The organism is Caulobacter vibrioides OR37, assembly GCF_000372645.1.
GTDB lineage: Bacteria > Pseudomonadota > Alphaproteobacteria > Caulobacterales > Caulobacteraceae > Caulobacter > Caulobacter vibrioides_E.
Genome location: NZ_APMP01000021.1, coordinates 37,861 through 57,904, shown reverse-complemented (window position 1 = coordinate 57,904; position 20,044 = coordinate 37,861). Strand labels below are relative to the sequence as shown.

Below are 20,044 nucleotides of genomic sequence, written 5' to 3'. Positions count from 1 at the left end.
ATCTGTCTATCACGCCGGGCCCGTCGCGCCACGGTCGGACAAAAAAGACGGCCGCGCGACATTGCCGTTGCGCCGTCTCGCCGTTAGAAGGCGCTTCGCTTGCGCGTGGGGGAGCGATCCGGCCGCGCGGGCGCAAGAAATAACCAAGTGTCGAGGTACCGGGGACGTGTCACGTCTGGTGATGAAGTTCGGCGGCACGTCGGTGGCCGACCTGGAGCGCATCCGCCGTGTGGCGCGCCTGGTCGCCGCCGAGGTCGCCACGGGTAAGCAGGTCGCGGTGGTCGTCTCGGCCATGTCGGGCAAGACCAACGAGCTGGTCGCCTGGACCGACGGCGCCGGCCGCGCCGCGCAAGGTCTGCCGGAGTCGGACGACGAGTACGACGCCGTCGTCGCCTCGGGCGAACAGGTGACCGCCGGCCTGCTGGCCATGACCCTGCGCAACATGGGCCACAAGGCCCGCTCGTTCCTGGGCTGGCAGGTGCCGATCATCACCGACGAGGCCCACGGCCGCGCGCGGATCGAGGAGATCCCGCCGGAGAACCTCGAAGCCTGCTTCGCCAACGGCGAGATCGCCGTGATCGCCGGCTTCCAGGGCGTCACGCCGAACCGCCGCATCACTACCCTGGGCCGGGGCGGCTCGGACACCTCGGCCGTGGCGATCGCCGCCGCCGTGAAGGGCGACTGCGACATCTATACGGACGTGGACGGGGTCTACACGACCGATCCGCGGATCGAGAGCAAGGCCAAGCGCCTGGCCAAGATCAGCTACGAAGAGATGCTTGAAATGGCCTCGCTGGGGGCCAAGGTGCTGCAGACCCGCTCGGTCGAGATGGCCATGGCCCATCGCGTGCCGGTGCGGGTGCTGTCGAGTTTCGTCGAACCCGGGGAAGCGCCCGGACAAGGTACGATCGTCTGCGACGAGGAAGAAATCATGGAAAAGCGCATCGTCTCGGGCGTCGCCTACAGCCGCGACGAAGCCAAGATCACCCTGCTGGGCCTGCCCGACCATCCGGGCGTGTCCTCGCAGATCTTCGGACGCCTGGCCGACGCCAACGTCAATGTCGACATGATCGTGCAGTCGCGCGCGCGCACCAACGCCACGGCGAACATGGAATTCACGGTCGGCAAGCGTGACGCCGCCCGCGCGGTCGAGATCGTCCAGGCCGCCAAGACCGAGATCGGCTTCGAGGACGTCGCGGTCAACGAGGACGTCGCCAAGGTCTCGGTGATCGGCGTCGGGATGCGTTCGCACGCCGGCGTCGCCCAGTCGATGTTCGCGGCCCTGGCCGAGAAGAACATCAACATCCAGGTCATCTCGACCTCGGAGATCAAGATCTCGGTCCTGATCGACGCGGCCTACACCGAGCTGGCCGTCCGCGCCCTGCACGCGGTGTACGGGCTGGATCAGCTCTGATTGACGACGGAGGGAAGCGCCCCCTCCGTCACGAGGCTTCGCCTCGCGCCACCTCCCCCGTTTCACGGGTGAGGAGGAACGGCTCCATACTCCCTCGCGCGGCGGGGGAGGGGGCGCTCTCCGCCAGCTTAGATGAAAACGTCGCGTTCGGACGTTATGAAGGGCGCCCGCCCCAGAGAGTCCCCATGCCCGACGTCTTCAAGTTCGATCCCGAGGCCAAGACCGTCACCTTCCACGGCGACGCGGGGCTGGAGCTGCTCTACGACCTGTTGCTGCGCGCCAAGTTCGGCGACGGCTACGAGAAGCCCCTGCTGATCAGCCCGTGGCTGGCGGCCCTGCTGCGGCAGCTGGACCAGGCCCTGCCGGACGACGGCCAGTGGTTTCCGGAAAAGCCCGGCCAGCCGATCTTCGACACCGACGACCTGCTGGCCATGGGCGACGCGGTGATCGAGGAAGGCCACACGGTCGGCTGGTGGGCCATGACCGGCCCCGAGCGCCGCGCCTATCTGCGCAACGTCATCGCCGCGCCGCACCCGCTGACCGATCTCGAGGTCGAGTTCATCGAGAACGACATCGACGCGGCGCTCGAACAGGCCCGCCGCCTGGTCGCCGACGCTTCGGAGCCGTTGGCGCTGCCCGGTCACGGCTGACCGCGCTATGGTGGCCCCATGGGCCACGACCTGACCGCCCCCGCCGAGCTGTCGTTCCGCCGTTATGGCGAGGACGCGCCGCCGCACGCCCACGTCTTCGACCAGATCGTGCTGCCGCGCCGGGGCGTGCTGGAGATGGAGATCGACGGCCGGGGCGGACGGGTTGATCCGGGACGCGCCGCCGTGGTTGCGCCGGGCGCCCGGCACGCCTTCGCCGCCTCCGGCGAGAACCTGTTCGTGGTCGCCGACATCGGCGGCGCGCTGATGGAGCCGTTCGAACACCTGCGCGATCGGCCCTTCGCTCCCGTCACCGGCGCCGTGCGCGGCCTGCTGGACTATCTGGCCGGCGAGACGCCCGGCGCGATCGAGGCCGGCGTCGCCCGCCTCTGGACCCCGCTGCTGCTGCGCGGCCTGTCGGCGGCCCCGCCGAAGGTCGACCCGCGCCTGGTCCGCGCCATGGCGATGATCGAGGCGCGTTACGACCAGTCCCTGACCGTCCGCGATCTCGCCGCCGAGGCCGGCATGAGCCCGAGCCGCTTCTTCGCCCGCTTCGCCGAGGCCTACGGGACGACGCCGCATGGCGCGCTGTCGGACGCGCGGTTGCGGGCGGCCCAACGGCTGCTGTCGGACACCCGCCTCTCGATCGCCGAGATCGCGGTCCGGACGGGCCATGGCGACCAGAGCGGGCTGACCAAGCGGATGAAGGCGGCGCTCGGGGTCACGCCGGGGGCTTGGCGGAAGGGGCGCTAGTCGCCAGCGATAATCATGGCGGCGATATAGCCCGCCAAGGCGACCAGGCGAAACTCGGTACGGCGCCAAGTTTGCTCCACCGCGACGCGACGACGGCGCGCCAAATGTCCGGATGCCGTTCGACGAGGATTTGCCGGATGCGCAGCAGAAAGGCCCATTGGGCGAGGCCGACGCCGAATGTGGGAAGGAAAGCGAGTTGGAGGAACATGGAATGATCTAGGCGCGTGGCGCGGTCCGGCCTTGATGGAAGAGCTTCCAGCCAAGGTTGAAGAAGCCGACGCCGCCGAAGATCAGGACAAATCCATTGAGAAGATTGGGTCGCTCGACCGCTTCGTGGATTAGCTGTGCGCCGCCCACCTTCAGGAACCTGCGGGCTAGGCTGGCCGCCACCCAGATCGCCGGGATCGAAGGCAACGCCATCAACATCACGCCGTTCAGCATCAGCGCCCGCGCGCGATCCGCCGAGATAGGGCCGATGATGGGCGCGATTTCCGGGCCTGGGTCATACTCGCTCATGGCGCGAGCATAGGCACAGGTCGCGTCGCGAGTCTTCGCCAAACCTCCGGGAGCTTCCGCCAAGCCAGGCTTCGCGCGAGCTGCTAACTCCGGGCCCATGAACACCTCTCGCAACATCCTCCTTGGCCTGCTGTGCGGCCTCGTCGCCGGCGCGTTCTGGGGCGGGGTGTTCCTGGCGCCCAAGCTGCTCTCCGACTTCACCCCGCTGCAGATGACGGCGGGGCGCTACATCGCCTATGGCCTCGTCTCGGTCCTGCTGCTGGCGCCGTCGTGGAAGACCGTGATGGCCAAGACGACCGTCCGGGACTGGCGCGACCTGGTCGCGCTGAGCCTGCTCGGCAACCTGATCTATTATGTCGGGCTGTCGATCGCGGTGAAGAGCGCGGGCGTGGCCCTGGCCTCGCTGATCATCGGCCTCTTGCCGGTCACCATCACCCTGGTCGGCGCGCGGCCGGGGGAGGGGACGCCCGTGCGGCGGCTGCTGGCGCCTCTGGCCCTGATCGTCGCCGGCGGGGCCTGCATCAATCTCGACGCCTTCGCGGCCGCCGGCCGCTCGGGAATGGGGCGAACCCTGATCGGCCTCGCCGGCGCGCTGTTGGCCCTGTCCATGTGGACCGCCTACGCGGTCTGGAATGCCCGGCGCCTGGCCGCGACGCCCCGGTTCAACAGCCACGAGTGGTCGCTGCTGACCGGCGTCGCCACGGGTCTGCTGTCGCTTGTGCTGGTGATCCCGGCCTTCCTGCTGGGCGGAGAGGCCCACGCGCCCGCGGCCTGGGGAGGGTTCTGGGCCGTCGGTTTCGCCGTCGCGATCGGCGCCTCGGTGATCGGCAACGGCCTGTGGAACGCCGCCAGCCGGCTTCTGCCGCTGTCGCTGTCGGGTCAGCTGATCGTATTCGAGACCGTGTTCGCCCTGCTATACGGCTTCCTGCGCGAGGGCCGCTGGCCGCGCCCCCTGGAGAGCGCGGCCATCGTGCTGATCCTGGCCGGCGTGCTGTGGTCGGCCCGCCGGCATCGGGCGTGAGGAGGTCTTACGCCGCCGCGCCGATCAGCTTGGCGTCGTAATGGTCGGCATAGGCGTTCTCGATCGCCGGGATGATGTCGACGATGTGGAAATAGTGGTCCCAGAACGGCGTCTCGCGCAGGCCCTCGACGATCGCGCGATAGGCCGCCTGGTCGGCGGTTTCCCAGACCAGCACGTCCGAGACGCGGGCGTCGTAGAACTCGGCGTCGTAGAAGCGCAGCTTGACCGCCGGCTGGGCCGCCAGCAGCGGATCGATATGGGCGTCGAAGAAGGCGAAGCGGTCTTTCGGCGCCAGGGCCAGCCAGGCGGGCGTGGTCCGCACCAGCATGAAAAGCGTCATGGTTTGAGGTTCGGTGCTCATGGGAGCTGTCTCCGGTCGCGGCCGTCATTGACCGCGCCAAAAATATGAGCTTTTCATCACATATGGCCAACTCGCATCTCGACCGGGGAGGGGAAGATCCCCTGAGCCCCCGCAAACGCCCGCGCCAGAGGCGTTCGGCCGCGACCGTCGAGGTGATCCTGGACGGCGCGGCTCGCATTCTGGAGCGTGAGGGGCTGGAGCGGTTCAACACCAATGTCGTCGCGGCCGTGGCCGGGGTCAGCGTCGGTTCGCTGTACCAGTACTTCCCGGGCAAGGACGCGCTGATGGCCGCCCTGGTGCGCCGTGACGCCGCCCGTTTCGCCGCCGAGGTGGAGGCGGCGGTCGCCGCGCGTCCGGGCGAGGACTGGCGCGAGGCGGTGTCGCGCTTGATCGCGGTCGCCGTGGGACACCAGCTGGACCTGCCGAACCTGGCGCGCATCCTGGACTTCGAGGAGGCGCGCCTGCCGCTGGACGAGGAAACCGAGGCCGCCGAACGGGCGATGCTGGCGGCGATCATCGGGGTCCTGCAGCGCGGCGGAGAGGCTCTGGCGGGCCTGGATCTGGTCGAGGCGGCCGCCGACCTGATCAGCCTCAGTCGGGCCCTGGTCGACGCCGAGGGCCGCAAGAGCGCCCCCGACCGGGAAGGGCTTTCGCGACGTCTGAAGCGGGCCGTGTTCGGTTACCTGACCTGGGAAGCGGGCGCCGAAAGCGGGCTCCCGAACCTAAACCCAACCTGAACGAAGGGTCCCGATCAGGTTCAGGCGGCGAGTCTTAGAACAGACATCAACAGCGCCGCGAACGGGCGACGCCTCTGGAATAGGAGCCCCGCCATGAACACCACTGGTAAGATCACCAAGACCATCGTCGCCGTCGCCATCACCGGCGCGCTGGTCGCCCCGGCCACCGCCGCCTTCGCCGGCGAGAAGACCGACCGCGCCATCGTCGGCGCCCTGATCGGCGGCGTCGCCGGCGCGGCCCTGGGCCACGGCAAGGGCGACGCGGTCGCCATCGGCGCCGTGGCCGGCGCCGCCCTGGGCGCCACGACCGCGCGCGATCACCGTCGCGACTACGGCTACGACTATCGCTACGCCCCGCGCTACGACAACCGCTACGCCTATGACCACTATGGCTACGGCCGCTACGGTCACGACGACGGCCGCTACGGCTACGGCTACGGCCGGGGCTATGACCGTTACGACGCCCGCTACGACTACGGTTATCGCCGCTAGGGCCTGTCCGCTTAGCGCTCGAGTCCTGATCCCTCCCCGAGCGTTCAACCTGCGCCGTCTCCGCCCGGAGGCGGCGCTTTTTCGTTCGCTCGCACCTAATCGCCGTTCGGTTGTCGTCAGCGGCTATCGCGCTGGCGAAATCTGCTGTAGCCCCCATCTTGAGCGCGTCGGCGCCAGGCTTGCGACGGTCAGGCCGCTTCGGCGCACGCTCGGACTTTGAGGGCGAGGTCTGTTCATTTTGATTTGGATGGTTTCATCCAGATCGGACAGGCTCTAGAGGCGGACGTGGTCTTGACCCTCGGCGCGCGACGCCGGGCTAGACCTTCGTCCTTTGGGTTAGGGAGCGCGCTTTAGGCTCATGGCGGCATCCGGCATCGCCGTTCGAGGACCTCGCAGCCTGCTGCGGCAGATACGCGAGGCCATGGCCGGCGGCGGTCCGGCCCAGGCCAAGCTGGACATGGTGGTGCGCACCATCGCCGTCTCGATGGTCGCCGAGGTCTGCTCGATCTATCTGCGCCGCGCCTCCGGCGATCTGGAACTGTTCGCCACCGAGGGTCTGTCGCGCGAGGCCGTCCACGTCACGCGCATGAAGCCGGGCGAGGGCCTGGTCGGCGAGACCATGCGCCTGGGCCGGCCGCTGAACCTGTCCGACGCCGCCAGCCACCCGGCCTTCTCGTACCGCCCGGAAACCGGCGAAGATCCCTACCACGCCTTCCTGGCGGTGCCGCTGCTGCGCGGCGGCCGCGCCATCGGCGTGCTGGTCGTCCAGAACCGCACCGAGCGGATCTATGACGAGGAGGAGGTCGAGGACCTCCAGATCATCGCCATGGTGCTGGCCGAGATGGTCAGCTCCAGCGAGCTCCTGGGCGCCGACGAGCTCAAGGACGTCGAGCTGGCGCCCCACAAGCCCGAGCGGCTGAAGGGGGCGCGCTTCGCCGAGGGCCTGGCCTACGGCGTGGCGGTTCTGCACGAACAGCCGGTCGCGCCCGAGACCCTGCTGTCCGACGACGCCCTGGCCGAGGAGGCCCGGCTCAACTACGCCATCGAGGCGCTGCAGACCCAGATCGACGAGATGCTGGAAGGCCAGCATGGCCTGGTCGGCGCCAGCTACGAGGTCTTGGAGACCTACCGCCTGTTCGCCCACGACCGGGGCTGGAACCGCGGCCTGCAGGAAGCCGTGCGGTCGGGCCTGACCGCCGAGGCCGCCGTCGAGCGCGTGCGTTCCGAGCACCGCGCCCGTCTGGGCCAGGCGCGGGATCCCTATCTGCGCGAGCGCCTGCACGATCTTGAAGACCTGAACGACCGCTTGCTGCGCCACCTGTCGGGCGACGTCCACGCCGTGCGGGTGCTGCCCGACGACGCCATCCTGATCGCCCGGAACCTCGGCCCCGCCGACCTGCTGGAATACGACCGGACCAAGCTGAAGGGCATCCTGCTGGAAGAAGGCAGCGCCGCCAGCCACGCCGGCATCGTGGCCCGGGCGCTCGACATTCCCTGCGTCGGCCGCCTGGCCGGCCTGCGCGACCGGGTCAGCGAGGGCGACCCCGTGGTGGTCGACGCCGAAACCCAGGAAGCCTGGCTGCGGCCGCGCCCGGACGTCGTCAAGGCGCTGAAGGTCCGGATGGAGGTCCGCGCCCAGCGCAAGGCCGAGTTCGCCCGCCTGCGCGACACCCCGCCGATCACCAAGGACGGGGCCAAGATCACCCTCCTGATGAACGCCGGCCTGGCGGTCGATCTCGACATCCTGGCCGAGACGGGCGCCGAGGGCATTGGCCTGTTCCGCACCGAATTCCAGTTCATGGTGGCCGAGGAGCTGCCGCGCCTGGAAGCTCAGACCGCGCTCTACGAAAAGGTGCTGGAGGCCGCCAACGGGATGCCGGTCACCTTCCGCACGCTCGATCTCGGCGGCGACAAGCTGTTGCCGTACATGGAGCTGGAGCGCGAGGACAATCCGGCCCTGGGTTGGCGCGCCGTGCGGATGGGCCTGGACCGTCCGGCCCTGCTGCGGATGCAGATCCGGGCGCTGGTCAAGGCCGCCGCCGGACGGCCGCTGAAGGTGATGTTCCCGCTGGTCGCCAATGTCGACGAGTTCCGCGCCGCCCGAGCTTTCGTCGATCAGGAAGTCGCATGGGCGCTCAAGCGCGGTCGGCCCGCGCCCTCGCGGCTGGACGTCGGGGCGATGATCGAGGCGCCGTCGCTGCTGTGGCATTTGGACGCGCTGCTGCCGATGACCGATTTCGTCTCGGTCGGCACCAACGACCTGATGCAGTACCTGTTCGCCGCCGACCGGGGCAATCCCAAGGTCTCGGACCGTTACGACCCCCTGTCGCCGGCCGCGCTGCGGGCGCTGAAGACCATTCAGCAGGCTTGCGCCGACACCGGCACGCCGGTGTCCGTCTGCGGAGAAATGGCCGGCCGTCCGCTCGAGGCCTTCGCCCTTGTGGCGCTGGGTTTCGAGGGGCTTTCGATGCCGCCGGCCGGCATCGGTCCCGTCAAGCAGATGGTGCTGAGCTGCGATCGGGAGGCGGCTCGACGCAACGTTGAAGCCCTGTTGAAGGGCTCGGGCGGATCCTTGCGCGGAGAGATCGAAACCTTGGCGCGCAAGCTGTACGTGGCGGTGTGACGAAAGGCTTGGCCGTTAACCAAGCGTCACCGTTTAGTGCATTGAATCCCGTTACTTAGTCTGATATCTCGAAAACTTGTTAAGAACACCGTGCGTCACGGGTGGGGGAGTGCGACGCGCTTCGCGCGCGGCGCGAGTTTTCGGGGTCTCTATTTTTCATGCCGCTGGATACGGGCACCGTGGGGCGCTTGCACTTGGTCGCCGACGCCGACGTCGATGATGCGCCGGTCGCGGCCTATCAGCCCTCGCTGAACGAGGGCTCCGATCTTGGCGTGGCCCTGAAGTCGGCCCGCCAGTTCCGGGGGCTGACCACCCAGGACGTCGCCGACGCGACGCGCATCCGTCAGGCCTATATCGAGGCGCTGGAGGACATGCGGCTCGAGGACCTGCCCTCGCGGCCGTTCACCATCGGCTATGTCCGCGCCTATGCCGGCCTGCTGGGCCTGGACGCCGAGGCGGCCGTGGCCCGCTTCAAGCATGACGCGCCCGACGATGGCGCCGAGTTGCGCGCCCCGGTCGGCGTGCGCCGCGAGCGCGATCCGCGCCTGGCCCTGATTTTCGCCGGCGGCCTGCTGGTGGTCGGCGCCATCCTGCTGTGGAACGTCGCGCAGCACGCGATCACCAAGGTCGAACCGCCGCCGCAGGTGGCGCCGGCCGCCGCCTCGACCCAGGTCGCCCGCGCCGCGAGCGGCAATGGCGGGGGCTCGGTGTCTCTGGGCGCGCCGCTGCCGGCCCCGGTCGAGTCGACCACCCCCGAGCCCTACAAGACTCCCGGTCTGGACGACGCGGCCGCCAATGGCGGGTCGGTCGACGCGGCCAAGGCGGCCGCGAAGGCCCGCGAAGAGGCCGAGGCCAAGGCCGGCGAGGCCAGCCAGCAGGCCCGTCTCGGTTCGCCCTTCAAGCCGAGAGGGCAGATGCTGGGGGCGACCCAGGCCGAGGCCTCGGGCGTGGTGCTTCAGGCGCGCAAGGCCACCTCTCTGACGGTGCGCGGTCCCGACGGCGCGCCGGTGCTGACCCGCTGGCTGTCGTCGGGCGACGCCTATCGCGCGCCGCGCACGCCGGGCCTGACGGTCGACGTGGTCGAGCCCGAGGCCTTCGACGTCTATTATGGCGGCGTGCTGACCGGACGGCTGACCGCGAGCCAGACCGCCCTGGCCAAGCTTATCCCGCCGCCGCCTCCGGCTCCGAAGCCTGTCGCCAGCGCGCCGGCCCAGCCCGTGGCCGCCAAGCCCGCGGTTCCAATTCGCATTCAATAGCGCCGACCTCGGCCGTGGTCGGGGAAATCGACGGGCAGGCCGTGGAAGGCCTTCTATCCGCCTTCGACACCCTCTAAATTGACGTCATGGCCGCAGACCACACGCACGTCCGTCCCTGGCGCATGATCACGCGCCGGCAATCGCGCAAGATCCGCGTCGGCAAGGTCGAGGTGGGCGGCGACGCGCCGATCACCGTCCAGTCGATGACCAACACCCTGACCAGCGACGCCAAGGCGACGCTGGAGCAGATCCGTCAGCTGGAAGAGGCCGGCGCCGACATCGTCCGCGTCAGCTGCCCGGACGTCGAGAGCACGGCGGCGTTCAAGACCATCGCCCGCGAGGCCAAGGTCCCGCTCGTGGCCGACATCCACTTCCACTACAAGCGCGGCATCGAGGCCGCCGAGGCGGGCGCGGCCTGCCTGCGGATCAATCCCGGCAATATCGGCAGCCCCGACCGCGTCCGCGACGTGATCCAGGCCGCTCGCGACCACGGCTGCTCGATGCGGATCGGCGTCAACGCGGGCTCCCTCGAACGCGAACTGCTGGAAAAGTACGGCGAGCCGTGCCCCGAGGCGATGGTCGAGAGCGCCCTGAACCACGCCCGCATCCTGCAGGACCACGACTTCCACGAGTTCAAGATCTCGGTGAAGGCGTCCGATCCTTTCCTGACCGTCGCCGCCTATTACCAGCTGGCCGAAGCGATCGACTGCCCGCTGCATCTGGGCGTCACCGAGGCGGGGGCCACCCGCACCGGCACGGTGAAGTCGTCGATCGGCATTGGCTCGATGCTGTGGGCCGGGATCGGCGACACCATCCGCGTGTCGCTGGCCGCTGACCCGGTCGAGGAGATCAAGGTCGGCTTCGATATCCTGAAGTCGCTGGGCCTGCGTCACCGGGGCGTCAACATCATCGCCTGCCCGTCGTGCGCCCGTCAGGGCTTCAACGTCATCAAGACGGTCGAGACCCTGGAAGAGCGCCTGGCCCACATCGCCACGCCGATGTCGCTGTCGATCATCGGCTGCGTGGTCAACGGGCCGGGCGAGGCGCTGATGACCGACATCGGCTTCACCGGCGGCGGGGCCGGGGCGGGCATGGTCTACATGGCCGGCAAGCCCGACCATAAGCAGTCCAACGACGGCATGATCGACCACATCGTCGAGCTGGTCGAAAAGCGCGCCGCCGAGATCCAGGCCGCTCAGGACAAGGCCGACAAGGACGCCGAGGTCGTGGCGGCCGAATAGGGAGCGCGAAATGCGTCGCTGGGTTTCTGGTCTGATGGCGGTGGGTGTTCTGGCGACGGCCTCCGGCGCCCTGGCCGCCGAGCCGCCCAACCCCACTGGCGAGGCTCAGCTGGCCAAGCTTCTGGAGGGGCGCGTCGCCGGCAAGCCCGTCAGCTGCCTGCGCCTCAGCGACATCCAGGGCAGCGAGATCATCGACGGAACGGCCATCGTCTATCACCTGCCGGGCAACCGCCTTTATGTGAACCGGCCGCGCGGCGGCGCCAGTTCATTGCGCCAGGACGACGTCCTGGTCACCCGGACCTATGGCGGCGATCTCTGCGAGCCCGATGCCGTCGATCTGTTCGACTCGCTGGCGCACTTCCAGCGCGGCTTCGTCAGCCTGGGTCCGTTCGTCCCCTATTCGAAACCCGCCCGCTGACATTTTCTCTGGCCATCGCCGCCCATGACCGCTAACGCCGGCTGATGATCGGACCACACCCCACCGGCGGCTATATCCTGGAAGAACTGTCCGTCGGCATGACGGCCGAAAAGCAGGTCGTCGTCACCGAAGCGCGGATCGCCTTGTTCGCCGAGGCCTCGGACGACTTCAATCCCGTGCATATGGACGAGGCCTACGCGGCCAAGACCGCCTATCGGGGCCGCATCGCCCATGGCCTGCTGTCGGCCTCGTTCGGCTCGGCGGTGGTCGGCACCATCCTGCCGGGGGCGGGGGCGATCTACCTGTCGCAGACCCTGGCCTTCCACAGGCCGGTCCGCATCGACGACGTGGTCACCGCCCGCGTCACCGTGGCGGCCATCGATCCCGAAAGCGCCCGCGTCACCCTAAGCTGCCAGGGCTTCGTCGGCGAGGACCTGATCATGGACGGCGAGGCCATCGTCCGTGTGCCCCGACGTCGGCGGCCGAAGGCCTAGTCTGCGGCTCAGCCCGCGATCAGCGCCGCGCGCTCGGCGCTGGTCAGCGGGCGCCAGCGGCCTTCGGGCATGTCGCCCAGGTCCAGCGGGCCGATGCGAACCCGGAACAGGTCGACGACCTTCAGCTCCACGAGTTCGCACATCCGGCGGATCTGGCGGTTGCGGCCCTCGCGCAGCACGAACTTCAGGCGCTGGTCGGAGATGACCTCGACCTCGGCCGGGCGCAGTTCGCGGCCGTCCAGTTCAAGGCCGAAGCGCAGCAATTCCAGCTTCTCTTCGGTCAAATCGCCCATCACGGCGACGCGATATTCCTTTTCCAGATCCGACTGAGGGCCGATCACCGCCTTGGCCACCACGCCGTCCTGGGACAGCAGCAAGAGGCCGCGCGAGTCCTTGTCCAGCCGTCCGACCGGCGGGATCAGGTCGCCCGAGCGCGGGATCGCCGAGCCGGGCGCGTCGCCCCACAGGTTGGCCCGCGTCAGCAGGCGCGCGGCCGGGACCTGGCCCGGATCCGGCTGGGCCGAGACCACGCCGCGCGGCTTGTGGATCAGATAGGTCGGGGTGGCGTCCAGCTTGGCCGTGGCCCGATCGGCCAGCACCAGGGTCTGGCCAGGCTGGATCTTGCGGCCGACGTCCTCGACCACCTCGCCGTCGATCGACACCAGGCCGTCGGCGATCAGCTGTTCGGCTTCGCGGCGCGAGCACACGCCGCTCTGGGCCAGCCACTTGTTGACCCGCTGGGGCTCGGCCTCGTCATAGGTGCGGGTCCAGGCCATCAGAGCATGATCCCGAAAAGTGGGAACCGGTTTTCGGGCAAGATCATGCTCCAAGCCATCAGCCGAAGCTCTCTTCCAGGCTGGCCAGGCGTTCGGCCTGGTCCTCGGCGATCAGAGGATTGATCACGTCGTCCAGGGCGTCGCCCTCGATGATGCGGGCCAGGTTGTAGAGCGTCAGGTTGATCCGGTGATCGGTCACTCGGCCCTGCGGGAAGTTGTAGGTGCGGATGCGTTCGGAGCGATCGCCGCTGCCGACCTGGCTCTTGCGCGCCTCGGAGCGGGCGCTGTCCAGCGCCTCGCGCTGCATGTCGTAGAGGCGGGCCTTCAGGTTCTTCATGGCCCGGGCGCGGTTCTGGTGCTGCGACTTCTCCGACGAGGTCACCACCACGCCGGTCGGCAAGTGGGTGATCCGCACCGCCGAGTCGGTCTTGTTGACGTGCTGACCGCCCGCGCCCGACGAGCGGTAGGTGTCGATCCGCAGGTCGCTTTCCTTGATGTCGATCTCGACGTCCTCGGCCTCGGGCAGCACCGCGACCGTGGCGGCCGAGGTGTGGATACGGCCTTGCGCCTCGGTGGCCGGCACGCGCTGCACGCGGTGGACGCCGCTTTCGAACTTCAGCCGGCCAAACACGCCCTCGCCGGTGATCGAGGCGACGATTTCCTTGAAGCCGCCCATTTCGCCTTCCGAGATGCTGTCGATCTCGACGCGCCAGCCGTGGTTCTGGGCATAGCGCTGGTACATGCGGAAGAGGTCGCCCGCGAACAGGGCCGCCTCGTCGCCGCCGGTGCCGGCGCGCACTTCCAGGATGGCCGAGGCGTTCTCGTCCTTGTCCTTGGGCGCCAGCATCAGGGCCAGCTCGCGCTCCAGGACCGGCAGCCTTTCGTCCAGGCTCTCGATCTCGTCGCGGACCATGTCGGCCATTTCCGGATCGGCGGCCATGGCGTCCAGCTCGGCGCGCTCGGCGGACAGCTTGGCCAGCCGCTCGACGGCCTCGGCCACCGGCTTCAGCTCGGCGTGCTCCTTGGAGAGCTTGACGATCTCGGCCCCGTCGGTGGCCGCGCCCATGCGCGCCTCCACCTCGCGGAAGCGATCGAGAACCTGGTCGAGGCGGGCCTGGGGCAGTCGCAAGGGAGACGTCGCAAGTTTGGAATGGAACGGGTCGGCTTCTCTAGAGCCTTTCGCGGCCGATGGGAATGTTCGCGACGTCGCGGCGGTCTTCCGATGGGCGCCGAGGCCGGGGACCGCTGACAGGACCTGTCATTGGATCTTATTGAAGAGCGCCTTTCCGCGCCCCCGGCGCCGTGGGGGCGCGCCTTTCTACCGCCTCTCGAACCGCGCCAGGGTCGAGGACTGGGTCGCCAGGGCGGCCTTGGCCGTGGCATCGCCCAAGGCCTCGGCCCGCAGGTAGGTCACGCTCAGCGCCGCGGCTTCGGCGAAGGCGGGGCCAGGGTCGCGGCCGTGGGCCAGACCGTGGTCCACGCCCTGGCCCACCCACAGATACTTCTCGCCCGCGGGGCTGGCCTCAAAGGGGCGCAGATGGTCATGCCAGTCGTCGAAACTGCCCGGCAGGACATCCTTGTCGCCGGTGATCATCAGCAGCGGCGTCGCCAAGGTCTCATAGGCCTTCGGGCCGATCAGGCCGGGAATGACGCCCGCGCTGGAAAAGCAGAGCACCGCCTTGGTGTTCGGATCGCGCGCGTGCAGCAGGCCCTCCAGCGCGCCGCCCCGGATCAGCGACATCAGCGAGCCATAGGAGTGGCCGGCCGAGACGATCGGCAGGCCCGGCGCGGTCTTGGCGGCCCAGGCGGTGGCGGCCGCGAGATCCGCGAGGCGCAACGGAAAGGCCGCGCGCAGGTCGTAGTCGGCGTGCTTGGGGTGGCTCAGCGAGTCGACATGCACCGGCGCGACCACCAGGAAGCCGGCCTTGGTCCAAGCCTCGAACAAGCCCTGATAGCTGGTCGTGGCGCTGCCGGCGCCGTGGGAGAAGATCACCACGCCCCGGGCCGCGTCCGGCCGCGCGAGGGTGAGGTCCACATCGCGTCCGCCGACCTGCATCGTGGTCGTCGCGGTGGTCGCGCCAGCCAAGGCCGGCGTCGCGGCCAAGGCGAGGGCGGCGGCCAACACGCGTCGGCGGCTTGGGGAAAATTCAGTCACGGGAGCTCCCCTTGGTTTTCTCGCCAAGGTTTCGCGTTTGGCGGCCGCTGTCCAGACGTTCTCAGAACGCCGGCTTGACCTCGATCGACACCAGCTGGCGCGGCGCGCGCGAGGGGCGAAGGTCGCCGTCGACCACCAGGCGATAGGGGCCCTCGCGGTCGTCCAGCTTGTGGCCGTTGACCGTGTCGGCGACCACCACCGGATTGGCGCGGTAGACGGGGTCGGTTTCGGCCAGGGACAGCACGCTGAAGAAGCCGTCCTGGGCGCGGGCCACCACCACCTGGTTCAGGTATCGGCCCATTAGCCGCTCGCCATGCACGACGCCGGCCTGGGCCAGCACCGCGTCCAGCCGGGCGCCCTCGTAGACGACGCTGGCGCCCTTGACCTGGATCGTCGCCTTGGCGCGGGGCAGGGCCGCCAAGTCCTTCGGGCTCAGCGTCACGCTGTCGCGGCCGGCGACGATGACCTTGAGGTCCTGGGCCTGGGCGGCGGTGGCCAGCAGCAGCGTGGCGGCGAGGGCGAGCAGGGGGCGCATGGGGATCTCCTTGCGCCGACCCTGGCCCGCGCGCCCTTTATCGCGCAAGGGCTATCCGCGCGGGCTCGGCGACCGGCTTGCCCTCGGTCAGCAGCGGGTACAGCGACGCGACCAGCAGCACGGCCATGGTGATGTTGAACGTCCGCAGCACCGCCGGCCGGTCCAGGAAGGGGCGCAGGCCCTGGCCAAAGCCCGCCCAGGCCGCGCTGCACGGCGCGCCGACCAGCATGAAGGTCCCGGCCAGCAACGGCACGATGGTCCAGCCGCCGCCCTCGGGCGCATAGGTCGTCACCGCGCCCAGCGCCATGGCCCAGGCCTTGGGATTGACCCACTGGAACGCGGCCGCCTGAAGGAAGGTCATCGGCCTGCCCAGGTCCTTGTCGCTGATCTTGGTCGAGGTCCCGATCTTCCAGGCCAGCCACAGCATGTAGGCCGCCCCGATCCAGCGCAGCGCCTCGTGCAGCACCGGATAGGCGCGAAAGACGCCGCCCAGGCCAAAGCCCATGGCCAGCACCATGACGCCGAGGCCGCAGCTGATTCCCAGGATGTGCAGCACGGTGCGGCGAAAGCCGAAGTTCGCGCCCGACGCCAGCAGCATCATGTTGTTCGGTCCCGGCGTACCGGCCGTGGCGAAACAGAACAGGACGTAGGCAAGAAGCAATCCCGGGGTCATCACGGCCTCCATGTCGTGTAGTGTCACCGTGATGATTTTCATTGTATCGAGAGTCAAACTGCATATTGTTATCGTGACAATATAGGAGATATTCCGTGCCTCCGGCCTGGACCCCTGCCATCCCCGAGGGCGCGGCGCCGCTGTACGAGCGGTTGGTGGCGGCGCTGCGGGCCGATATCGCCTCGGGCGCCTTGGCGGCCGGCGCGCGGCTTCCACCTCAGCGGGACCTGGCCTACCGCCTGGGCGTCGGCCTGGGCACCGTGACCCGCGCCTATGTCGAGGCCGAGAAGGCCGGGCTGGTCAGCGCCCATGTCGGTCGAGGCAGCTTCGTCAACGCCCCGGCCGCCCACCGCGCGCGCGACCGCGAAGGGCCGGCGAACCTGGCCCAGAACATCGCCCCGACCGGGCCGGCCGCGACGCGTTTGCCCGAGGCCCTGGCCCGGCTGCGCCGGCGCCCCGACCTGCTGGAAAACCTGGCCTACGCGCCGCCGGCGGGACACGAGGTTCAGCGGCGGGCGGGCGCGGCGTGGATCGCGCGGACCGGCGGCTTCCAGGACGTGGATTGGCGGCGTCTGGTCTGTTGCGGCGGCGCCCAGCAGGCCCTGGCGCTGTCCCTGGGGGCGGTGACGCGGCCGGGCGACACGGTGCTGGTCGAGGCCGCCACCTATAACGGCCAGAAGGCCTTGGCCGCGCATCACGGCTGGCGGCTGAAGGGCGTCGCCATGGACGACGAGGGACTGGACCCCGAGGCTCTGGCGGCGGCCGTGCGCGAAACCGGAGCGCGGGTCTTGTCGATCCTGCCGACCCTGCAGAACCCCACGGGCCGGATCATGAGCCTGGCCCGCCGCGAGGCCATAGCCGCCATCGCTCGGGAGCACGACCTGACGATCGTCGAGGACGACCTCTACGCGGCCTACGCCCCGGGCGCGCCGCCGCCGTTCGCCCTGATCGCGCCGGAACGGACGTTCCATGTCGCCGGCGTGTCCAAGATCCTGGGGCCGGGCCTGAGAGCCGGCTTTCTGATCGCCCCGACGCCGGCGCTGTTCGAGCGGGTGCTGAGCGCGGTGCGGGCCCTGACCTACGCCCCCTCGGGCTTTGGCGGACTGATCGCCACCCAGTGGATCGAGGATGGCGCCGCCGACCAGATCCTGGCCGAGGTCTTGGACGAAAGCGCCGCCCGCCAGGCCCTCGCGCTGGAGATCCTGGGGCGCGCCGTCGAGGCGCCGCGCACGCCCTACGCGCCGCATCTGTGGCTGCCGATGGGCGAACTGGACGCCGAACGCGTGGCCGGCCGGGCGCTACGCGGCGGCGTCGAGGTGACGCCGCCGGCCGCGCCGGCGGTGGATCCCCGGCTGGAAAGCGGCGTGCGGGTCTGCCTGGGCGCGGCGCCCGATCGCGAGACCCTGAAAGGCGCGCTCGAGGTCGTCGCCGGCGCGCTGTCCAGCGAGGTCGCCGAGCGCTCCCGAGCGGTGGTTTAGGGAGGCTTGCGCTAGGGTGGAGTCTCCAGAATGCTCGCCACCCTTCGCGCCACCGATCCCGCCTCGATCGCATGGAGCGCGTAGCCCAGCTCCCGATAGGTCGCTTCGTGCAGGGCCTCGAAGCGGATGGCGTCCTCCAGACTGATCCGGCGCGCGGCCGTTGGCGTGACGAACCCCAGTCCTCGCACCAGGAACGCCCGCCGCTGGTAGACGCCTTGCTCCGCGATGCGCTCAAGTTCCTGGCGAAGCAGAGGCGAGACCGGATGATCGAGGAACCGCGCCAGGGCCAGGGCGCAGATCGGCGAGCGGTCGAAGAAGATCGGGTCGCCGACCGCGCGGGCCTGACGCTGGATCTGCAGGCGGACGATCGCGTCGATAAAGCCCGGATCGGTCCAGGGCTCGGCCACGCCCTCGGCCTGGGCCAGGGCGATGACGTCGGTGGCGGCCTCCTCGACCACCGTGTGGCCCGCGCGTTCGAGCGCGCGCAGCAGCACGGTTTTGCCCGCGCCCGGAGCGCCGGTCAGGATGTAGCGATGCATGGGAGTTCCTCGCCGAAGGCGGCGTGTCCCCCGGACCTTAGCGCCTCTACAGCGCCTTTTCCAGGATGACGAAATGCAGGTCGTCGCGCTGGGGAACGCCGAAGCGTTCGTCGCCATAGGGGAAGGGCTCGGTGGCGCCGGTCAGGCGGTAGCCGCGGCGCTCGTACCAGGCGATCAGGGTGTCGCGGACCGAGATGACGGTCATCTCCATGGTCTTGCCGCCGCGCGCGCGGGCATGGGCCTCGGCGGCCTCCAGGAGGGCGCGGCCGATGCCGCCGGCCTGGCGCAAGGGCGAGACGGTGACCATGCCCACATACCAGGCGTCGCCCTCCGACGGTTGCAGCCAGACGCAGGCGTGGGGCTTGTCGCCCTCGGCGTCGCGCAGGGTCAGCAGCGTCGAGCCCGGATGGGCGGCGAGGTCGGCGCGCAGGGATGCTTCGTCGGTGCGCTGGCCGCCCAGCAGAGAACTCTCGCTGGTCCAGCCCTTTTCCGCCAGCTCCCCGCGATAGGCCGAGTTCACCAGCGCGGCGAGATCGGCCAGTTCGTGATCCTGACAGGGGGCGAGCAGCGGCATGGACGGGCCTTCGATGGCGAGGGACGAAAGCTAGAAAGGGCATCCACGCGTCACAAGCCGATTCCCGGCGTCAATCCGAACAATGATCAGCGCCGGATCCGCTTCCAAGCCCCGCGAGCCATGCGCCGGACGCCGCCGGTCTCGCGCTGGATCATCTCCCAGGGATGAAAGGCCACGCCCACCGTGTCGGCCATCGCCGCCCCGCGCGCGCCCATCGGCTGGGGCGGACCGGTGGTGGTGTCGACGGCGGTCTGATGTTCGATCTCGGCGTTCAGCTCCGCGCCGACCAGGATGGCCATGATCGAGAACCACACCCAGACCATGAAGGCGATCACGGCGCCGAGCGCGCCATAGGTGACGTCATAATGGGCGATCTGGCTGAGATAGACCGAAAAGCCCAGCGATCCGCCCAGCCAGGCGGTCGCCGCGAAGGCCGCGCCGATCCAGATCCATCGCCAGCGCGCCTTGGTCCGGCTGGGTCCGAAGCGATAGAGCAAGGCGAAGGCCGTGGCGGTCATGGCCAGCACCCCCATCCAGCGCACGGGGGCCAGGATCGGCTCCAGCACCGACAGCCGCGCCAGCTTCAGCGCCAGCGGCGTCGCGATCAGCGCACCCGCCGCCACGACCGCATAGGCCAGGGCGCTGAAGGTGAAGCCATAGGTCATCGGGATGCGCCGCGTCAGCGGCCGTTTCTCGTCCTCGTCATAGGCGATGTTCAGGCCGTCGAAGAGGGCGCGCATGCTGGCGTTGGCGCTCCACACCGACAGCAGCAGCGAGGCGGCGAAGGCGACGCCCAGCTTGCCGCTCTTCTGCTCGGCCAGGCGGGTCATCTGGTCGCCGACGATCTGGATGACGCTGGGCGGAAAGACCCCGGCCATGCCGCGCAGCTGCTTCTCCACCTCGCCGATGTCCGCGAACAGGCCATAGAGGGAGACGAAGGCGCCGATCGCGGGGATCAGCGCCAGCAGGGTGTAGAAGGTCACGCCGCCGGCCACGGCGGGCAGGCGATCGGCGCCGATCTCGGCGACGGTGCGCCACAGGATGTCTCGCCAGCCGAGCAACGGGATCTTGGTCGGGCGGTCGGCGGCGCGGCCCCGCCCCGGCTCGGCCGCGTCGAACGCGTCGGGCGGCAGGGCGCGGTCCTCGGAAAGGCCGGGCAAGGGCGCCTTGAGCTCGTCCCGGGCGGGCCGAGGCCGAGGCAGGGCGAAGGGCGCGGCGGCCAGCAGCACGATCCACGGCGTCAGATGGTACGGACGCGACTTCAGCCACGAAAGGATCGGACGCTTGGGCGCGTCGGCCATGGTTCGCCCTCCAGGCCTGGAAAAACCCGGACGTCCGCGC

General features: G+C 69.6%; 22 protein-coding genes. 12 read left to right on the top strand and 10 right to left on the bottom strand.

Annotated features, from left to right (window positions below; translation table 11 throughout):
• The first annotated feature begins 166 nt into the window (after positions 1 to 166).
• The 3 genes from OR37_RS14845 (at position 167) to OR37_RS14835 (ending at position 2,814) form a co-directional block, all read left to right on the top strand.
• Positions 167 to 1,414, top strand: a complete 1,248-nt coding sequence (locus OR37_RS14845) for an aspartate kinase (RefSeq protein ID WP_004621540.1) — start codon at positions 167 to 169, stop codon at positions 1,412 to 1,414.
• 185 nt (positions 1,415 to 1,599) lie between these two features.
• Positions 1,600 to 2,064 (top strand): hypothetical protein, encoded by a 465-nt coding sequence (locus OR37_RS14840; RefSeq protein ID WP_004621538.1) that lies wholly within the window; start codon positions 1,600 to 1,602, stop codon positions 2,062 to 2,064.
• An 18-nt stretch (positions 2,065 to 2,082) separates the two neighbouring features.
• Positions 2,083 to 2,814, top strand: a complete 732-nt coding sequence (locus OR37_RS14835; protein ID WP_004621537.1) for an AraC family transcriptional regulator — start codon at positions 2,083 to 2,085, stop codon at positions 2,812 to 2,814.
• Between the two features lie 216 nt (positions 2,815 to 3,030).
• On the opposite strand, the gene OR37_RS14830 is transcribed toward OR37_RS14835, so the two are convergent.
• Complete coding sequence (locus OR37_RS14830) at positions 3,031 to 3,393, bottom strand: hypothetical protein (protein WP_131368830.1); 363 nt, start codon at positions 3,391 to 3,393, stop codon at positions 3,031 to 3,033.
• Positions 3,394 to 3,427: 34 nt separating this feature from the next.
• Here OR37_RS14830 and OR37_RS14825 point away from each other — a divergent pair, with 34 nt between their 5' ends.
• Positions 3,428 to 4,351 carry a DMT family transporter gene (locus OR37_RS14825; RefSeq protein WP_004621533.1) on the top strand — a complete coding sequence of 308 codons (924 nt, stop codon included), beginning with the start codon at positions 3,428 to 3,430 and terminating at the stop codon, positions 4,349 to 4,351.
• Between the two features lie 7 nt (positions 4,352 to 4,358).
• On the opposite strand, the gene OR37_RS14820 is transcribed toward OR37_RS14825, so the two are convergent.
• A complete protein-coding gene (locus tag OR37_RS14820; RefSeq protein ID WP_004621530.1) occupies positions 4,359 to 4,712 on the bottom strand; it encodes a darcynin family protein in 354 nt (117 codons plus the stop codon).
• Between the two features lie 62 nt (positions 4,713 to 4,774).
• Between OR37_RS14820 and OR37_RS14815 the strand changes: the two genes are divergently transcribed.
• The 7 genes from OR37_RS14815 (at position 4,775) to OR37_RS14785 (ending at position 11,973) form a co-directional block, all read left to right on the top strand.
• Positions 4,775 to 5,449 carry a TetR/AcrR family transcriptional regulator gene (locus OR37_RS14815; RefSeq protein ID WP_004621528.1) on the top strand — a complete coding sequence of 225 codons (675 nt, stop codon included), beginning with the start codon at positions 4,775 to 4,777 and terminating at the stop codon, positions 5,447 to 5,449.
• A 93-nt stretch (positions 5,450 to 5,542) separates the two neighbouring features.
• On the top strand, positions 5,543 to 5,941 hold the full coding sequence (locus tag OR37_RS14810) for a hypothetical protein (protein WP_004621527.1): 399 nt from the start codon (positions 5,543 to 5,545) through the stop codon (positions 5,939 to 5,941).
• A 358-nt stretch (positions 5,942 to 6,299) separates the two neighbouring features.
• Entirely contained in the window at positions 6,300 to 8,564 is a 2,265-nt protein-coding gene (gene ptsP, locus OR37_RS14805) for a phosphoenolpyruvate--protein phosphotransferase (protein ID WP_004621525.1), read from the top strand.
• 158 nt (positions 8,565 to 8,722) lie between these two features.
• A complete protein-coding gene (locus tag OR37_RS14800; RefSeq protein ID WP_004621522.1) occupies positions 8,723 to 9,820 on the top strand; it encodes a helix-turn-helix domain-containing protein in 1,098 nt (365 codons plus the stop codon).
• Between the two features lie 86 nt (positions 9,821 to 9,906).
• Positions 9,907 to 11,061 (top strand): flavodoxin-dependent (E)-4-hydroxy-3-methylbut-2-enyl-diphosphate synthase, encoded by a 1,155-nt coding sequence (gene ispG, locus OR37_RS14795; protein ID WP_004621520.1) that lies wholly within the window; start codon positions 9,907 to 9,909, stop codon positions 11,059 to 11,061.
• 10 nt (positions 11,062 to 11,071) lie between these two features.
• A complete protein-coding gene (locus OR37_RS14790) occupies positions 11,072 to 11,479 on the top strand; it encodes a hypothetical protein (protein ID WP_004621518.1) in 408 nt (135 codons plus the stop codon).
• Between the two features lie 44 nt (positions 11,480 to 11,523).
• Positions 11,524 to 11,973, top strand: coding sequence for a MaoC family dehydratase (locus OR37_RS14785; protein ID WP_004621516.1), 450 nt, complete (start codon positions 11,524 to 11,526; stop codon positions 11,971 to 11,973).
• A gap of 8 nt (positions 11,974 to 11,981) precedes the next feature.
• Here OR37_RS14785 and OR37_RS14780 read toward each other — a convergent pair whose 3' ends face one another.
• The 5 genes from OR37_RS14780 to OR37_RS14760 form a co-directional block, all read right to left on the bottom strand.
• Complete coding sequence (locus OR37_RS14780) at positions 11,982 to 12,749, bottom strand: pseudouridine synthase (RefSeq protein WP_004621514.1); 768 nt, start codon at positions 12,747 to 12,749, stop codon at positions 11,982 to 11,984.
• A gap of 58 nt (positions 12,750 to 12,807) precedes the next feature.
• Positions 12,808 to 13,878, bottom strand: coding sequence for a peptide chain release factor 1 (gene prfA, locus OR37_RS14775; protein WP_035017480.1), 1,071 nt, complete (start codon positions 13,876 to 13,878; stop codon positions 12,808 to 12,810).
• Between the two features lie 189 nt (positions 13,879 to 14,067).
• Positions 14,068 to 14,904: a serine aminopeptidase domain-containing protein gene (locus OR37_RS14770; RefSeq protein WP_004621509.1), complete on the bottom strand. Its 837-nt coding sequence runs from the start codon at positions 14,902 to 14,904 to the stop codon at positions 14,068 to 14,070.
• 61 nt (positions 14,905 to 14,965) lie between these two features.
• A complete protein-coding gene (locus tag OR37_RS14765) occupies positions 14,966 to 15,439 on the bottom strand; it encodes a hypothetical protein (RefSeq protein ID WP_004621507.1) in 474 nt (157 codons plus the stop codon).
• 37 nt (positions 15,440 to 15,476) lie between these two features.
• On the bottom strand, positions 15,477 to 16,154 hold the full coding sequence (locus OR37_RS14760) for a LysE family translocator (RefSeq protein WP_235046584.1): 678 nt from the start codon (positions 16,152 to 16,154) through the stop codon (positions 15,477 to 15,479).
• A gap of 53 nt (positions 16,155 to 16,207) precedes the next feature.
• On the opposite strand from OR37_RS14760, the gene OR37_RS14755 reads away from it, so the two are divergent.
• The gene (locus OR37_RS14755; RefSeq protein ID WP_004621503.1) at positions 16,208 to 17,590 is read left to right on the top strand and encodes an aminotransferase-like domain-containing protein; all 1,383 of its coding nucleotides are present in this window, start codon (positions 16,208 to 16,210) and stop codon (positions 17,588 to 17,590) included.
• Between the two features lie 11 nt (positions 17,591 to 17,601).
• Here OR37_RS14755 and OR37_RS14750 read toward each other — a convergent pair whose 3' ends face one another.
• From OR37_RS14750 to OR37_RS14740, 3 genes are all read right to left on the bottom strand, one after another.
• Complete coding sequence (locus OR37_RS14750) at positions 17,602 to 18,129, bottom strand: AAA family ATPase (RefSeq protein ID WP_004621501.1); 528 nt, start codon at positions 18,127 to 18,129, stop codon at positions 17,602 to 17,604.
• A 46-nt stretch (positions 18,130 to 18,175) separates the two neighbouring features.
• Positions 18,176 to 18,703, bottom strand: a complete 528-nt coding sequence (locus OR37_RS14745; RefSeq protein WP_004621500.1) for a GNAT family N-acetyltransferase — start codon at positions 18,701 to 18,703, stop codon at positions 18,176 to 18,178.
• Positions 18,704 to 18,789: 86 nt separating this feature from the next.
• Complete coding sequence (locus tag OR37_RS14740; protein ID WP_004621497.1) at positions 18,790 to 20,004, bottom strand: YihY/virulence factor BrkB family protein; 1,215 nt, start codon at positions 20,002 to 20,004, stop codon at positions 18,790 to 18,792.
• Positions 20,005 to 20,044: the final 40 nt, after the last annotated feature.

Excerpts from the sequence above, each read along its gene's own strand:
- OR37_RS14840 (WP_004621538.1), top strand. The coding sequence starts at position 1,600 with ATGCCCGACGTCTTCAAGTTCGATCCCGAGGCCAAGACCGTCACCTTC.
- OR37_RS14835 (WP_004621537.1), top strand. The coding sequence starts at position 2,083 with ATGGGCCACGACCTGACCGCCCCCGCCGAGCTGTCGTTCCGCCGTTAT.
- OR37_RS14825 (WP_004621533.1), top strand. The coding sequence starts at position 3,428 with ATGAACACCTCTCGCAACATCCTCCTTGGCCTGCTGTGCGGCCTCGTC.
- OR37_RS14820 (WP_004621530.1), bottom strand. The coding sequence starts at position 4,712 with ATGAGCACCGAACCTCAAACCATGACGCTTTTCATGCTGGTGCGGACC.
- OR37_RS14815 (WP_004621528.1), top strand. The coding sequence starts at position 4,775 with ATGGCCAACTCGCATCTCGACCGGGGAGGGGAAGATCCCCTGAGCCCC.
- OR37_RS14810 (WP_004621527.1), top strand. The coding sequence starts at position 5,543 with ATGAACACCACTGGTAAGATCACCAAGACCATCGTCGCCGTCGCCATC.
- ptsP (WP_004621525.1), top strand. The coding sequence starts at position 6,300 with ATGGCGGCATCCGGCATCGCCGTTCGAGGACCTCGCAGCCTGCTGCGG.
- OR37_RS14800 (WP_004621522.1), top strand. The coding sequence starts at position 8,723 with ATGCCGCTGGATACGGGCACCGTGGGGCGCTTGCACTTGGTCGCCGAC.
- ispG (WP_004621520.1), top strand. The coding sequence starts at position 9,907 with ATGGCCGCAGACCACACGCACGTCCGTCCCTGGCGCATGATCACGCGC.
- OR37_RS14790 (WP_004621518.1), top strand. The coding sequence starts at position 11,072 with ATGCGTCGCTGGGTTTCTGGTCTGATGGCGGTGGGTGTTCTGGCGACG.
- OR37_RS14785 (WP_004621516.1), top strand. The coding sequence starts at position 11,524 with ATGATCGGACCACACCCCACCGGCGGCTATATCCTGGAAGAACTGTCC.
- OR37_RS14780 (WP_004621514.1), bottom strand. The coding sequence starts at position 12,749 with ATGGCCTGGACCCGCACCTATGACGAGGCCGAGCCCCAGCGGGTCAAC.
- OR37_RS14765 (WP_004621507.1), bottom strand. The coding sequence starts at position 15,439 with ATGCGCCCCCTGCTCGCCCTCGCCGCCACGCTGCTGCTGGCCACCGCC.
- OR37_RS14760 (WP_235046584.1), bottom strand. The coding sequence starts at position 16,154 with ATGAAAATCATCACGGTGACACTACACGACATGGAGGCCGTGATGACC.
- OR37_RS14750 (WP_004621501.1), bottom strand. The coding sequence starts at position 18,129 with ATGCATCGCTACATCCTGACCGGCGCTCCGGGCGCGGGCAAAACCGTG.
- OR37_RS14745 (WP_004621500.1), bottom strand. The coding sequence starts at position 18,703 with ATGCCGCTGCTCGCCCCCTGTCAGGATCACGAACTGGCCGATCTCGCC.
- OR37_RS14740 (WP_004621497.1), bottom strand. The coding sequence starts at position 20,004 with ATGGCCGACGCGCCCAAGCGTCCGATCCTTTCGTGGCTGAAGTCGCGT.